The organism is Xanthomonas theicola, from assembly GCF_014236795.1.
GTDB classification, from domain to species: domain Bacteria; phylum Pseudomonadota; class Gammaproteobacteria; order Xanthomonadales; family Xanthomonadaceae; genus Xanthomonas_A; species Xanthomonas_A theicola.
In genome coordinates, this window is the sequence record NZ_CP049017.1 from 1,997,797 (window position 1) to 2,011,293 (window position 13,497).

General features: G+C 63.9%; 15 protein-coding genes and 1 pseudogene. 10 read left to right on the forward strand and 6 right to left on the reverse strand.

All coding sequences use genetic code 11. The annotated features are described in order from the left end of the window. Positions 1-127: 127 nt before the first annotated feature. The 3 genes from G4Q83_RS09195 to G4Q83_RS09205 form a co-directional block, all read right to left on the reverse strand. Positions 128-1,111, reverse strand: coding sequence for an IS5 family transposase (locus tag G4Q83_RS09195; protein ID WP_185817191.1), 984 nt, complete (start codon positions 1,109-1,111; stop codon positions 128-130). Between the two features lie 39 nt (positions 1,112-1,150). Next, positions 1,151-2,356, reverse strand: a complete 1,206-nt coding sequence (locus tag G4Q83_RS09200) for an aldehyde dehydrogenase family protein (RefSeq protein WP_128421946.1) — start codon at positions 2,354-2,356, stop codon at positions 1,151-1,153. Positions 2,357-2,420: 64 nt separating this feature from the next. After that, entirely contained in the window at positions 2,421-2,891 is a 471-nt protein-coding gene (locus G4Q83_RS09205) for a Cif family virulence factor (RefSeq protein ID WP_158255092.1), read from the reverse strand. Positions 2,892-3,255: 364 nt separating this feature from the next. Here G4Q83_RS09205 and G4Q83_RS09210 point away from each other — a divergent pair, with 364 nt between their 5' ends. The 4 genes from G4Q83_RS09210 to G4Q83_RS09225 all read left to right on the forward strand — a co-directional run bounded on the left by G4Q83_RS09210 (position 3,256) and on the right by G4Q83_RS09225 (position 7,005). Further along, positions 3,256-4,239, forward strand: coding sequence for an IS5 family transposase (locus G4Q83_RS09210; protein ID WP_185817191.1), 984 nt, complete (start codon positions 3,256-3,258; stop codon positions 4,237-4,239). 379 nt (positions 4,240-4,618) lie between these two features. Beyond that, complete coding sequence (locus tag G4Q83_RS09215) at positions 4,619-5,602, forward strand: IS5 family transposase (RefSeq protein ID WP_185817191.1); 984 nt, start codon at positions 4,619-4,621, stop codon at positions 5,600-5,602. Between the two features lie 212 nt (positions 5,603-5,814). Continuing rightward, positions 5,815-6,030, forward strand: a complete 216-nt coding sequence (locus tag G4Q83_RS09220; RefSeq protein ID WP_211288341.1) for an aldo/keto reductase — start codon at positions 5,815-5,817, stop codon at positions 6,028-6,030. A gap of 54 nt (positions 6,031-6,084) precedes the next feature. Next, positions 6,085-7,005, forward strand: coding sequence for a LysR family transcriptional regulator (locus G4Q83_RS09225; RefSeq protein ID WP_128421489.1), 921 nt, complete (start codon positions 6,085-6,087; stop codon positions 7,003-7,005). A gap of 13 nt (positions 7,006-7,018) precedes the next feature. On the opposite strand, the gene G4Q83_RS09230 is transcribed toward G4Q83_RS09225, so the two are convergent. The 3 genes and pseudogenes from G4Q83_RS09230 to G4Q83_RS09235 form a co-directional block, all read right to left on the reverse strand. Beyond that, on the reverse strand, positions 7,019-7,585 hold the full coding sequence (locus G4Q83_RS09230; RefSeq protein WP_425480331.1) for a DUF3363 domain-containing protein: 567 nt from the start codon (positions 7,583-7,585) through the stop codon (positions 7,019-7,021). Then, on the reverse strand, positions 7,513-7,758 hold the full coding sequence (locus G4Q83_RS24545) for a hypothetical protein (protein ID WP_425480332.1): 246 nt from the start codon (positions 7,756-7,758) through the stop codon (positions 7,513-7,515). Before G4Q83_RS24545 ends, G4Q83_RS09230 begins: the two co-directional genes overlap by 73 nt. A 45-nt stretch (positions 7,759-7,803) precedes the next feature. Then, positions 7,804-7,968 (reverse strand): annotated as a pseudogene (locus G4Q83_RS09235) (integrase core domain-containing protein); the annotation flags it as partial. A gap of 336 nt (positions 7,969-8,304) precedes the next feature. On the opposite strand from G4Q83_RS09235, the gene fliD reads away from it, so the two are divergent. The 6 genes from fliD to rpoN all read left to right on the forward strand — a co-directional run bounded on the left by fliD (position 8,305) and on the right by rpoN (position 13,488). Beyond that, positions 8,305-9,639, forward strand: coding sequence for a flagellar filament capping protein FliD (gene fliD, locus G4Q83_RS09240; protein WP_128421490.1), 1,335 nt, complete (start codon positions 8,305-8,307; stop codon positions 9,637-9,639). Positions 9,640-9,807: 168 nt separating this feature from the next. Further along, positions 9,808-10,227 carry a flagellar export chaperone FliS gene (fliS, locus tag G4Q83_RS09245; RefSeq protein WP_128421491.1) on the forward strand — a complete coding sequence of 140 codons (420 nt, stop codon included), beginning with the start codon at positions 9,808-9,810 and terminating at the stop codon, positions 10,225-10,227. Beyond that, on the forward strand, positions 10,224-10,520 hold the full coding sequence (locus G4Q83_RS09250; protein WP_128421492.1) for a hypothetical protein: 297 nt from the start codon (positions 10,224-10,226) through the stop codon (positions 10,518-10,520). Before fliS ends, G4Q83_RS09250 begins: the two co-directional genes overlap by 4 nt. Further along, entirely contained in the window at positions 10,517-11,116 is a 600-nt protein-coding gene (locus G4Q83_RS09255; protein WP_128421493.1) for a PilZ domain-containing protein, read from the forward strand. The genes G4Q83_RS09250 and G4Q83_RS09255 overlap by 4 nt, the downstream gene beginning before the upstream one ends. 69 nt (positions 11,117-11,185) lie before the next feature. After that, positions 11,186-11,818 carry a response regulator gene (locus tag G4Q83_RS09260; RefSeq protein ID WP_128421494.1) on the forward strand — a complete coding sequence of 211 codons (633 nt, stop codon included), beginning with the start codon at positions 11,186-11,188 and terminating at the stop codon, positions 11,816-11,818. A 272-nt stretch (positions 11,819-12,090) separates the two neighbouring features. Next, positions 12,091-13,488, forward strand: a complete 1,398-nt coding sequence (gene rpoN, locus G4Q83_RS09265; protein ID WP_128421495.1) for an RNA polymerase factor sigma-54 — start codon at positions 12,091-12,093, stop codon at positions 13,486-13,488. Positions 13,489-13,497 lie beyond the last annotated feature (9 nt).

Here is a 13,497-nt window from a genome sequence, read left to right on the forward strand (position 1 = left end):
TCGCTGGCGTTAGGGATAGTCTGATCAACGCGGTCGGAGGATGAGGCAAGCCATATCGACCACGCCCACGGCGCTCAGACCCTCGGTTTTTCGCCGTTTCCGGCGCATTTCCGGGGTATTTCCCGGATTACAGGCACACCCTCCCCACGACAGGCAGCAACTGCTTTCGCTTCAGCCACAGGTTCGACAGCGCAAACAGCGTCAGCACTTGCGCCGTGTTCTTCGCCAGGCCGCGATAGCGCACCTTGACGTAGCCAAACTGGCGCTTGATCACCCGGAACGGATGCTCCACCTTCGCCCTCAGGCTGGCCTTGGCGTGCTCCCAGCGCTGTGCCCACTTCAATTCGCGCTTGCTCTTGATCTGCTTCAGCTTCGAGGGCTTCTCCGCGATCAGATAGCGCAGCTTGCGCTTGCTCGCCATCTCCTCGCGCTTGGCCAGCCCGGTGTAGCCGCTGTCGCCGCATACCGTGTCTTCCTTGCCGTGCAGCAGCTTGTGCGCCTGGGTGATATCTGCGGCGTTGGCCGCCGTGCATTCCAAGTGGTGCACCAGCCCGGACTCATCGTCCACGCCGATGTGCGCTTTCATCCCGAAGTAGTACTGATTGCCCTTCTTGGTCTGGTGCATTTCCGGGTCGCGCTCGCCGTTCTTGTTCTTGGTCGAGCTGGGCGCGGCAATGATCGTGGCGTCCACGATGGTGCCGCCGCGCAGGCTCTGGCCCTTGCGCGATAGGTGCGCGTTGACCCGGTTGAACAGCGTGCGCGCCAGATCGTGCGTCTCCAGCAACCGGCGGAAGTTGAGGATCGTGGTCTCGTCCGGCACCTCATCCAACCCGCCGATCCTGGCGAAACGGCGCATCGACGCCGTGTCGTACAAGGCTTCTTCCGCGCCCGGGTCGCTCAGTGCGTACCACTGCTGCAGAAAGTGGATGCGCAGCATTGTCTCCAGCGGGTACGGCTGACGGCCCGGATGGCCCGACTTCGGATAGTGCGGCGCGATCAGCGCCAGCAGGTCTTTCCACGGCACCACCTGATCCATCTCGGCCAGCAACCTTTCGCGCCGCGTCTGCTTGCGCTTGCCGTTGTACTCCGCGTCGCCGAAAGACAATTGCATCGTCGTTGTCCTGTTGGGCTTTGTACGATTGTCGCAGGATCAGAGGGAGTTGTTCAGACCATCCTTAGTACGGCCGAGGGCGTCCTCGCCATCCTTGACCCGGACGATAGGCAGGATCGGCGAGAACTGCTCCTCGGTCACGAGCGCGCTGGTGTCGTCGATGTCACCGACAACTGTCGGATTGATGAAGTACCCGACCTGTTCTCGGACGGTGCCTCCCGCAATGATTCGTCCGTCCCTACGCGCCACTTCGAGATAGTGCTTCGCCTTCTCGAACTGCTGCCGATTCTGTAGTGGGCCGATACGCGTGTCCGGATTGTTCCCCGGTCCCACGATGGCCTCGCGCGCGTGCTGGGCCAGCGACTCGCAAAACTCGTCGTAGATGGCATCGGCGACGTACACGCGCTTGATCGCAAGGCATGCCTGGCCGCTATTGAAGAAAGCGGCATCGAAGATGCGCTTCGCGGTTTCCTGAACGTCGACATCGTCGAGGACGATCGCCGCATCGTTGCCACCCAGTTCTAGCGTGAGGCGTTTCAGGGTGGCGGCAGCGCTCGCCATGATCTTGCGTCCGGTGCTCGTAGATCCGGTAAAGGTCACCTTGGCCACGTCGGGATGCGAAGTGAGTAGGTCGCCCAAGTCGTTCTGGTCCGTGATGACATTGAGGACGCCAGGAGGAAGAATCGACGCCGCGATCTCGCCGAGCATGAGCGTGAGAATCGGCGTGGTGGGTGCTGGCTTCATGACCACCGTATTCCCGGCCAGCAGCGCCGGCGCGATCTTGGCGGCAGGGATCAACAGCGGAAAGTTCCACGGGCTGATACCCACAACCACACCCAGAGCTCGGTGCCGCAGTTCAACCTTGCCACTGGTTGGCATCGGGATGATCTGGTCCGGCAGCTCCAACCGGGCGAAGTGCCGGATGAACGCGATCGAGTAGGTCGTCTCGTCGACCGCCTCCAGGCGCGGCTTGCCCTGTTCGGCGACCATCGCTTCGACGAAGTCCTCACTGCGGGCCTCCACGCGGTCTGCAATCGCTTCCAGCATGGCCGCTCTAGGAGCCCAGCCGAGTGCTTCCCAACCAGGCTGAGCTCTCTTCGCGGCCTGGATCGCCGTCTCCGCTTGTTGCCGCGACGCGCACGCCACGGTCGCGAAGACTTGGCCGGTAGCCGGATTGATCACATCGAGCGTCCGTTCCCCATCGACGAGTACGCCATCGATGGTCAGTTTTGATCCGTATTTCATGGGTAGGGTCCAGTGGATAAGACATGTTTCCGGTTTTGCCGGAAAACGGCGGAAGTTCGGTCGATCATTCTTGGGTGGCGAGACCGCTGCCGTGCTCACGGATGATCCGCCAGCCTTCTGAGGTGCGCCGCCAGACGAGGCTGGACAGCGTGTGCGCCTTGCCGCTGACGCCTTCGCTGGTCGCATAAGACGTCACGAACTGCACACTCATGACGGCAAGGTCGCCGGACACCAGGGTGCTGGGGCTGCCGACGATGACATTCGAGAGGTACTGCATCGAGGGTATGCGCTCGTCCCAGATTGCCGCATAGCGGGCGACCTGGGTACTGACGCGCCGCTCGGGGTCGAAGTCGTCGAAGAATTGCGTCCCGTTGGGCGACCAGTCGTAGAACCGCTGGAGCCGTCGTCGGAAATCGAAAGGCTCTTCTGGTAAATGGTGCCAGCCAACCTCTACCCATTGCTGGGCCAGGGCGTTCAAAGCCTGGACGTCATCTCCCTCGGAGTCACTTCCGGTCGCGAGAGTCTGCGTGTGCATGTCACTGTTCCTTTGCAAGAGAAGGATAGGACGCCTTTGGCTGGTGGCCTTCATCCCCACCAAGCCAACCGAAGCGCGTCCTAAGTTCGTATTCGCAAGTCTCCGCCAGCAGAGCGGATTGATACAGACGCCAAGTTGATTTTTTGTATTAGCAAATATGGAATAATTGATCTGAAAGCTGGCATGTTTCATCGCCTTGTTAGGCATAGTCAGCTAGACTACGGACCGAGTATTCTGGAATGGCGAATAATTTCTGCGTAGCAACGGGTTCATGCGGGCTGGTCTTTTCACTCTTCTTAGGGATGGTCTGAACAACTCCCTCTGATCCTGCGACAATCGTACAAAGCCCAACAGGACAACGACGATGCAATTGTCTTTCGGCGACGCGGAGTACAACGGCAAGCGCAAGCAGACGCGGCGCGAAAGGTTGCTGGCCGAGATGGATCAGGTGGTGCCGTGGAAAGACCTGCTGGCGCTGATCGCGCCGCACTATCCGAAGTCGGGCCATCCGGGCCGTCAGCCGTACCCGCTGGAGACAATGCTGCGCATCCACTTTCTGCAGCAGTGGTACGCACTGAGCGACCCGGGCGCGGAAGAAGCCTTGTACGACACGGCGTCGATGCGCCGTTTCGCCAGGATCGGCGGGTTGGATGAGGTGCCGGACGAGACCACGATCCTCAACTTCCGCCGGTTGCTGGAGACGCACGATCTGGCGCGCACGCTGTTCAACCGGGTCAACGCGCACCTATCGCGCAAGGGCCAGAGCCTGCGCGGCGGCACCATCGTGGACGCCACGATCATTGCCGCGCCCAGCTCGACCAAGAACAAGAACGGCGAGCGCGACCCGGAAATGCACCAGACCAAGAAGGGCAATCAGTACTACTTCGGGATGAAAGCGCACATCGGCGTGGACGATGAGTCCGGGCTGGTGCACCACTTGGAATGCACGGCGGCCAACGCCGCAGATATCACCCAGGCGCACAAGCTGCTGCACGGCAAGGAAGACACGGTATGCGGCGACAGCGGCTACACCGGGCTGGCCAAGCGCGAGGAGATGGCGAGCAAGCGCAAGCTGCGCTATCTGATCGCGGAGAAGCCCTCGAAGCTGAAGCAGATCAAGAGCAAGCGCGAATTGAAGTGGGCACAGCGCTGGGAGCACGCCAAGGCCAGCCTGAGGGCGAAGGTGGAGCATCCGTTCCGGGTGATCAAGCGCCAGTTTGGCTACGTCAAGGTGCGCTATCGCGGCCTGGCGAAGAACACGGCGCAAGTGCTGACGCTGTTTGCGCTGTCGAACCTGTGGCTGAAGCGAAAGCAGTTGCTGCCTGTCGTGGGGAGGGTGTGCCTGTAATCCGGGAAATACCCCGGAAATGCGCCGGAAACGGCGAAAAACCGAGGGTCTGAGCGCCGTGGGCGTGGTCGATATGGCTTGCCTCATCCTCCGACCGCGTTGATCAGACTATCCTTAGCGCGGTTCAAGGCCATAAATACTCCCCTTCAGACATTGAATGACGGCACCCTCATCCCCGGGTTAGGATATGGGCTATGGCAGGTGGACCCGGAAGCCAGCGCCTCCCTGGTCGCCCATGCCTTGCGTACAGGTTATCGGCTGATCGAGACGGCCGAGGCTTACCACAACAAGGAAAACGCGTCTTGCGTCATTTAAGGATGGTCTGAACAACTCCCTCTGATCCTGCGACAATCGTACAAAGCCCAACAGGACAACGACGATGCAATTGTCTTTCGGCGACGCGGAGTACAACGGCAAGCGCAAGCAGACGCGGCGCGAAAGGTTGCTGGCCGAGATGGATCAGGTGGTGCCGTGGAAAGACCTGCTGGCGCTGATCGCGCCGCACTATCCGAAGTCGGGCCATCCGGGCCGTCAGCCGTACCCGCTGGAGACAATGCTGCGCATCCACTTTCTGCAGCAGTGGTACGCACTGAGCGACCCGGGCGCGGAAGAAGCCTTGTACGACACGGCGTCGATGCGCCGTTTCGCCAGGATCGGCGGGTTGGATGAGGTGCCGGACGAGACCACGATCCTCAACTTCCGCCGGTTGCTGGAGACGCACGATCTGGCGCGCACGCTGTTCAACCGGGTCAACGCGCACCTATCGCGCAAGGGCCAGAGCCTGCGCGGCGGCACCATCGTGGACGCCACGATCATTGCCGCGCCCAGCTCGACCAAGAACAAGAACGGCGAGCGCGACCCGGAAATGCACCAGACCAAGAAGGGCAATCAGTACTACTTCGGGATGAAAGCGCACATCGGCGTGGACGATGAGTCCGGGCTGGTGCACCACTTGGAATGCACGGCGGCCAACGCCGCAGATATCACCCAGGCGCACAAGCTGCTGCACGGCAAGGAAGACACGGTATGCGGCGACAGCGGCTACACCGGGCTGGCCAAGCGCGAGGAGATGGCGAGCAAGCGCAAGCTGCGCTATCTGATCGCGGAGAAGCCCTCGAAGCTGAAGCAGATCAAGAGCAAGCGCGAATTGAAGTGGGCACAGCGCTGGGAGCACGCCAAGGCCAGCCTGAGGGCGAAGGTGGAGCATCCGTTCCGGGTGATCAAGCGCCAGTTTGGCTACGTCAAGGTGCGCTATCGCGGCCTGGCGAAGAACACGGCGCAAGTGCTGACGCTGTTTGCGCTGTCGAACCTGTGGCTGAAGCGAAAGCAGTTGCTGCCTGTCGTGGGGAGGGTGTGCCTGTAATCCGGGAAATACCCCGGAAATGCGCCGGAAACGGCGAAAAACCGAGGGTCTGAGCGCCGTGGGCGTGGTCGATATGGCTTGCCTCATCCTCCGACCGCGTTGATCAGACTATCCTTAAACGAGCAAGCCGGTATTGCCATGCAATCATGGAGTCCGCTGGGGCTACGGAAAGACCGCAAGACGTCCCCACTGGAGACGTCTTAGTACGGGAAATGGCGAAAAAATACGGTAAATTTCCTGCTCAGATCATCTTGCAATGGCACCTGGAGAACGAACTTCCGGTCATCTCGAAGTCGTCCCGTCCATCACGTATCGAGGAGAACTTTCAGCTTTTCGATTTCTTGCTGGATCTGGACCTTGCTCGTATGACGCAACTGGATCGCCCCGAGGGGCGTTTGGGGCCAGACCCGGAGACTGCCGAGTTTTAGTCGCTTTCGCTTCGTCTTGCTTGCAAGACGAAGCCCGAACAGAGGTGTGTTGGAATGGACCGACTTCAGGCTATGCAGGTTTTCGCACGTGTCGTCGAAGCGCATAATTTCAGTAAGGCGGCCGATAGCCTAGCCATGCCTGCATCGTCGGTGACACGCGCCATCAAAGAATTGGAGACTTATCTTGGCGTCAGGCTCCTCCAACGCACAACCAGGCATATCAGCCTGACACCCGATGGCAGTCTTTACTATGACCATTGCCGCCGTTTGCTGGCGGAAATAGAAGCCGTCGAGTCCTCGTTCCCCGGCAGTGACGGGCGACCTCGCGGCAAGCTGCGCGTCGATATGACATCTTCGTTCGCTCGCATGTTCGTATTGCCCGCCGTCAAGAAATTCCAGACGGATTATCCCGACGTCGAACTGACGCTAACGTTGGGCGATCGAACGATTGATCTCGTTCAGGAGGGTGTCGATTGTGTGATCCGATCCGGTGTTCCGCAGGATTCCGCCACTCTTATTGCTCGGCGTATTGCCGGGTTTGAGTGGGTTACTTGCGCCTCGCCAAGCTATATCGAGGAATATGGTGAGCCGAAGTCGTTGAGCGATCTGCAGAACCACCAGGCAGTGGGTTTTCTATCGAATCGAAACAGTCGAAACACGCATTGGAGCTTCGTTATCGACGGCGAGGAACATGCGGCTCACGTTCAAGAGCGCATTACCGTCAACGATACGGACGCCTATGTCTCCAGTGGACTGGAAGGCCTGGGTCTGATTCGAGCCGCCAGCTACATGGTGATTCCTTACCTGCGCAGCGGCCAGCTACGCCAGGTGCTGCCCGACCTCAAGGCTCCGACCGTCCCCCTGTCGGTCATGTACCCGAGAAACCGCCATCTTTCCCCGACGGTTCGCGCTTTCACGGATTGGATAGCACAACTGATCCGCGAGATGGAACCTCAGTGGACATTTCAGCCTTAGATAACACCTGCGGTTAAGCAATAGATGAGCTACGCTGCCGCCCAATTTTCCATGATGCCCCGCCGCCGCGCACCGTCGCGGCGAGCTGCTGCCCTAGCCGCTGTTCGATCACCGGCCGCCACGGCACCAAGCTGAATCCCAGGCCGTCATCGAGCATCGCGTAGCGACCGCTGGCGAGCATGATGCTGCGCCGGCAGATGCGGGCCACGCGCTGCCCGTCGGCCACGGGCCGATGCTCCAGTCCGGTGTCGGCGGCAACGTCCTTGGCGGCTTGCGCCAGCTCCCGGTTGCGTAGCGTTCCCAACAGGTTTCGGGCGAGCATTACGCGCTGCCCGCGCCGCTCGGCCAGCCCTTGTTCGGTCAGGAAGTCGGCGCGCTGCTGCAAAGCGTCCTTGGCCTCGCCTCCAAAGCCCTGGTCGCCCAGCCCCTTGCCGCCACCGATCAACTGCTGATCCAGCCAGGTCGCACCGATCACGCGGGCCTGCCGCTCGATGGGCAGATACGATTTCAGTTCCACCGCCACGCCGCCCAGCCGCTGCGCGTCGTACTGGCGGCCACGCTCGGCGAGGTCGTCAGGCACCTTCCATAGCCCTTCGGCCACGCGCTCCACGATGCCGACGCGGCGCAGGGCTTCCGCCGGCGAACGTGGGCCGCAACGACTTCCGGCGGGTCGCGGCCGGACGTGGCTCGGCCTTGCTCGATCGCCAGGTGATGGTCGGTGCGGTACAGGCCATCGCTCGTCAGCGCGGCGATGTTCTTGTCGGCCGCCCGTACCTCGGCAGTGACGTCCCCCCGCCCTGAGTAGCGGTCGGGTTTAGAGGCGCCCTTGGGTCGGTCCTCGTTGTATCCGCGTCGCCAGCGTTCGATCTCAGTGCGCGCATGCAGCAGGGTTGGGAACCAGTGCTCGTTGAGACATTCGTCGCGTAGTCGGCCGTTGAACGATTCGACGTAAGCGTTCTGGTTGGCAATCGTCACCGCCACAGCGCCCCCCCGGCTTGCTTTCTCCAGGCTCTTATGTGGCTCCCAGCCCACAACGCCGTATCCCCTGCAAGCGGCACTAAACAGAGCTAACCTATTGCCCCATATATGGTATTGCCCCGTATATGGTTTCAAGCCTCGCGTGATTTGCACGAAAGGCTTGACACCGGCCCTTTTTTTGCGCGCGCTGCCAGGCACAGGATTTGCATGGCCATCGGGACGGCGCCGGAGCGAATGCGGGCTCAAGAACCGCCACCACGCGCCGATACCTCTCTCAACCGCTGGCTCTCCCCGTGCCAGCCATCGTAAGGATGCCACCCCATGGCTAGTTCATCGCTGCTTGCAGTCGGCTCCGGCCTGGACATCCCGACCTTTGTCGCCAAGCTGGTCGCCGCCGAACGCAAACCGCAGGAAAACCGGATCAACACCGACGGCACCGCGTCCACCGCCAAACTGTCGGCGTTGAGCACGATCAAGGGCGCGCTGTCCAACCTGCAGACGGCGATGAACGCCATCGCCAAGAGCGCCGACAAGAGCGAGGTCAAGGCCACCGTCGCCGACGGCGCCGGCTATACCGCCAGCGTCACCGACAGCGCCACCGCCGGCACCTACAGCGTGGAAGTGGTCAAGCTCGCCGAACGGCAGAAGCTGACCTCGGCCGCCTACGCCAGCAGTGCGGTGGTCGGCGACGGCACGCTGACGATCGCCCATGGCAGCAGCAAACTCGACGTCACCATCGCCCCGGGCAGCAAGCTCGGCGACGTGGCCGCGGCGATCAACAAGGCCGCCGGCGGCAGTGGCGTGACCGCCAGCGTGGTCAGCGCCAATGACGGCGATCACCTGGTGCTCAACGCGGTCGATTCCGGCACCAAGGGCGCGCTGACCATCACCACTTCCGGCGGCAACGGCGGGCTGAGCGCGCTGACCTACGGCAACGGCAGTGCTGGCGGCCTGACCCAGACCACTGCCGCCGCCGACGCGCTCGTGCGCGTGGACGGTTTCGAGCGCACCTCCAGCAGCAACGCCGTCGCCGACTTGATACCGGGCGTCACCCTGAACCTGACCAAGGCCGCCGAGGGCAGCAAGTACACGCTGAACATCGCCAACGACAACACCAGCATGAAGGCGAACATCACCGCCTTCGTGACCGCCTACAACGCCGCCAACACCGTCCTGAAGTCGTCCAGCGCCTACGACGCCGCCGCCAAGAAGGGTTCGGCGCTGACCGGCGACGCGATGGTGCGCGGGTTGCAGCAATCGCTGCGCAAGCAGGTCGGCGACAACGTCAGCGAACTCAAGGCGCTCGGCATCACCATCACCAAAGAGGGGGTGATGAGCCTGGACAGCGCCAAGTTCGAAAGCACGATGGCCAGCGACCCGGCCGCGGCCAAGGCCATGTTCGGCACCGACGGCAGTTTCACCAAGGGCATGAACACCCTGCTGGACAGCAACCTCAACGCCGCCAACGGCACCATCACCCAGCGCACGACCGCGCTCAACAAGCACATCACCGACCTAACCGACCAGCTCAGCGACCTGGACAAGCGGATGCAGACGCTGACCACCCAATACACCGCCAAGTTCACCGCGATGGACACGCTGGTCGCGCAGATGCAGACGATCAGCGACAGCCTCTCCAAGCAGTTCTCGTCGTGACCGCGGCGCCGGAATGAAAAAGCTGCCGATGCTCAAGTCCGAGCGTGCGGCGGCCGATATCTCTAGCATCGACAGTCATTCCGGACTGGCAGCACTTAAGCCCGCCGCCGCGGCGCTCCCGCCGTCCGGGGCGGCAGCGCGACGCCAGGCCACCCGAGGGAGTTTTCCATGTACGGTTCCAGTCGCCAATACGCCGAGCAATATCGCAAGATGAGCGTTTCCACCAGCATCACCGACGCCGATCCGCACAAGCTGGTCGCGCTGCTGTTCGCCGGCGCCTGCCAGCGCATCCGCCGGGCCCAGGCCTGCCTGGCGCAGGGCGACCAGGCGCGCAAGGGCAAGGCGATCGGCGAAGCCTGCGCCATCGTCGGCCACCTCAACGGCTCGCTGGACCACGAGGCTGGCGGCGAAATCGCCAACAACCTCTCGGCGCTGTACGACTATGTGGTGCACCGGCTCACCGAAGCCAACCTGCACAACGACGAAAGCGCGCTGGTCGAGTCGCTGGAACTGCTCAGCGAGATCGACGCGGCATGGAACGCGATTCCCGCCCAGCAGCGCGAACTCGCCGCGGTCGCGATGCCATGAGCACCACCAGCATCGAATCGCTGCACGCCGACCTACAGCGGTTGCAGCAGGTGTTGCAAGGTGACGACCACGCGCTGGCCGGACGCATGGTCGCCGAGCACGAGCAGCGCCTGCGCCAGTACCTGCAACAGCCCGGCGTGTCGCGCCACGGGCTGGGCTCGCTGCTGGAACTGCAGAAATCCGTGATCGCGCAGATGCGCCGGGCGCGCGACGAAGCCGGCGACTGGCTGCGCGCCAATCGCCAGTCCAACAATGTCGCACGCGCCTATTCGCAGGCCGGATCGCTCAGATGAGCGGCGCGTCCGACGGCGCCGTGCACCATCCTGCCGAAGCCGAGCTGTTCCACGACACGCTCAGCTGCGAACTGGCACTGCCGGCCGACTTCACGCTCGGCAACGGCAGCGGCCGCTTCGGCGCAGGCGAAGCGCTGCTGCGCGGCCTGACCCAGATCGAGGACCTGCGCAGCGAAGACGGTACCGAGGAACGCGGCGAGCTGCCCCTGCAGTTGCAGCGCATGGACGCCAAGCTCGACCTGATGCTGGTGCTGCTGGGCCGCCTGACCCGGCAACACGAGGATGCCCTGCCGCTACGTCCCCTGCGTTGGTCGCATCGCGGCCTGAGACTGGAACTGGGGTCGCGTTCGGGTGCCGCCCCGGGCGCGGCCGGCCTGCTGCGCCTGCAGCCCTCGGACTGGCTGCCCGACCACCTGGAACTGCCGGTCAAGGTCCTGGCCGAAGCCGTCGCCGGCAGCGGCTTCTATCTCTGGCTACGATTCGAGACACTGCCGCCCGGCCTGGAAGAAGCCCTGGAACGCCACCTGTTCCGCCTGCACCGGCGCCAGATCGCCGACAGCCGGCGCGCGGCCGGGCGGGTCCCGCCCGCGCCCTGAGCCTGCGCGAGGTTGGCGCCGGCGGCGCGCTCGGCTAAGGTGCGGGACTAGCGAGAGGGACCTTCCACCGTGCGAGTCATCATCGTCGACGATCACACACTGGTTCGCGCCGGTCTCAGCCGGCTGTTGCAGACGTTCGCCGACATCGACGTGGTCGCCGAGGCCAGCAACGCGCAGCAGGCGGTGGACCTGGTCACCCTGCACCGCCCCGACCTGGTGCTGATGGACCTGTCGCTGCCCGGGCGCAGCGGCCTGGACGCGTTGACCGACGTGCTGCAGACCTCGCCCCGGACCCGGGTGGTGATGATGTCGATGCACGACGACCCGGTGCACGTGCGCGATGCGCTGGACCGCGGCGCCACCGGCTTCGTGGTCAAGGACGCCGCTCCGCTGGAGCTGGAACTGGCGCTGCGCGCGGCCAGCGCCAACCAGGTGTTCCTGAGCCCGCAGATCTCCTCGAAGATGATCGCGCCGATGCTCGGCCGCGAGCGCCCGGTCGGCATCGCCGCGCTGTCGCCGCGGCAGCGCGAGATCCTGCGCCAGATCGGACGCGGCCAGAGCAACAAGGAAATCGCCTCGGACCTGGGGATCAGCGTCAAGACGGTTGAGACCCACCGCGCGCGGATGATGGAGTCGCTGGGCTGCCGCCGCGCCAACGACCTGGTGCTGCTGGCCGCGCGCCACCAGAACGAACTGACCTGAGCGCAGGCCGCAACGGGTTCCCGACGCCCCGCGCTGGCATGCCGCTTGCCTTAACCGGTCAGTTGCCGCCGTGAAACCATCGACGCCCGCCAGCGCTGGCGCTACGGCGCCGACCTACCGGCGCCCCCTACATCGATGTAGGGATTTTTCCTACAAGCCGTCGGGAATTTGACTACCCCGCTCAGGAACCTCCCGATTCTGTTACCGTCAGGTGGCAAGCACTATGCATTCCACGGGCGCCAGAGGCTTGGCGCCAAACCGAGGAAGTTCGCATGAAGCCGACCGTCTCCGCCCAGCTAGGCCAGCAACTCCACCTGACCCCGCAATTGCTGCAATCGATCCGGTTGCTGCAACTGGACGGGATGCAATTGGAAATGGAAATCCGGCGCGCGCTGGAAACCAATCCGCTGCTGGAACTGGAAGAGCCGGAAGGCGTGCTCGAGCCGGTCGTCAACCACGACACCGCGCTGGAAACCGCCGCCTTCGACGAATTGCCCGAGTCCTCGATGTGGGACATCCCCGCCGCCGGCTGGAGCGAAGGCGAAGACGACCGCATGCAGCGCATCGCTGCCGGCGAGTCCACCGATCCGCAGCTGCGCGTGCTGCAGCGCCTGGCGCTGGAACTGGACGAACGCGAACTGGAAGTGGCCGCGTTCTGGCTGGAGCACAGCGACGATGCCGGCTACCTGGACGGCGCGCTGGACACGCTGACCCTGCTCGCCTGCGCGCGCTTCGACGGCTCCGCCGCACAGGTGGAAGCGGTGCGCCAGCAGCTGCTGCACGGCGACCCCGCCGGCTTGGCCGCGTGCGACCTGCGCGAATGCCTGAGCGTGCAGCTGGCCGCCCTGCCCGGCCGCGTCGCCGGCCGCCACCTGGCCGCGCGCATCCTCGACGGCGACCTGAACCTGCTGGCCAGCCACGACTACGCGCTGCTCGCCCGCCAGCTCGATGCCGAGACCGACGACGTGCGCGAGGCGGTGCGGCTGATCCTGTCGCTGCAGCCGCGTCCCGGCGACAGCCTGCTGCCGGAGAACCTGGGCCATGTGATCCCGGACGTGGTCGCCTGGCACAGCGACGGCACCTGGCGGGTCGCGCTGAACCCGGCCACCACCCACCGCGTCACCGTCAATCCGATGCACGAGCGCGCCCTGGCCGAGGCCGGCGAGACGGCGGCGCCGCTGCGCGAAATGCTGCAGGAAGCGCGCTGGCTGACCCGCGGCCTGTCGATGCGCTACGAGACCCTGCTGCGCACCACCCGCGCCATCGTCGAGCGCCAGGCGGTGTTCCTGGTCAAGGGCGAGGAGGCGATGGCGCCGCTGACCCTGAAGGAGGTGGCCGACGCGATCGGCATGCACGAGTCCACCGTCTCGCGCATCACCACCGGCAAGTACCTGCAGACCCCACGCGGCACCTTCGAACTGAAGCACTTTTTCGCCGTGCGTCTGGACGGCGCCGCGGTCTCGGGGCAGGCGGTGCGCGCGATGGTGCGGCGCCTGATCGAGTCCGAGCCCTCGGGGCGGCCGCTGGCCGACGAGGCGATCGCCGGGCTGCTGTCGCGACAGGGCGTGAACGTGGCCAGGCGCACCGTGGCCAAGTACCGTGAACAACTGGATATCGCCCCCGCCCGCGAACGCCGCCGCACCAAACCGCTGCTGGCCCGCGCAGGCTAAGGAAACAAT

Bases quoted from the DNA above. Each gene is read 5' to 3' on its own strand.
- fliS (WP_128421491.1), top strand. From the start codon at position 9,808: ATGTACGGTTCCAGTCGCCAATACGCCGAGCAATATCGCAAGATGAGC.
- rpoN (WP_128421495.1), top strand. From the start codon at position 12,091: ATGAAGCCGACCGTCTCCGCCCAGCTAGGCCAGCAACTCCACCTGACC.
- G4Q83_RS09220 (WP_211288341.1), top strand. From the start codon at position 5,815: ATGGCGAAAAAATACGGTAAATTTCCTGCTCAGATCATCTTGCAATGG.
- G4Q83_RS09200 (WP_128421946.1), bottom strand. From the start codon at position 2,356: ATGAAATACGGATCAAAACTGACCATCGATGGCGTACTCGTCGATGGG.
- G4Q83_RS09215 (WP_185817191.1), top strand. From the start codon at position 4,619: ATGCAATTGTCTTTCGGCGACGCGGAGTACAACGGCAAGCGCAAGCAG.
- G4Q83_RS09250 (WP_128421492.1), top strand. From the start codon at position 10,224: ATGAGCACCACCAGCATCGAATCGCTGCACGCCGACCTACAGCGGTTG.
- G4Q83_RS09225 (WP_128421489.1), top strand. From the start codon at position 6,085: ATGGACCGACTTCAGGCTATGCAGGTTTTCGCACGTGTCGTCGAAGCG.
- fliD (WP_128421490.1), top strand. From the start codon at position 8,305: ATGGCTAGTTCATCGCTGCTTGCAGTCGGCTCCGGCCTGGACATCCCG.
- G4Q83_RS09210 (WP_185817191.1), top strand. From the start codon at position 3,256: ATGCAATTGTCTTTCGGCGACGCGGAGTACAACGGCAAGCGCAAGCAG.
- G4Q83_RS09255 (WP_128421493.1), top strand. From the start codon at position 10,517: ATGAGCGGCGCGTCCGACGGCGCCGTGCACCATCCTGCCGAAGCCGAG.
- G4Q83_RS09195 (WP_185817191.1), bottom strand. From the start codon at position 1,111: ATGCAATTGTCTTTCGGCGACGCGGAGTACAACGGCAAGCGCAAGCAG.
- G4Q83_RS09205 (WP_158255092.1), bottom strand. From the start codon at position 2,891: ATGCACACGCAGACTCTCGCGACCGGAAGTGACTCCGAGGGAGATGAC.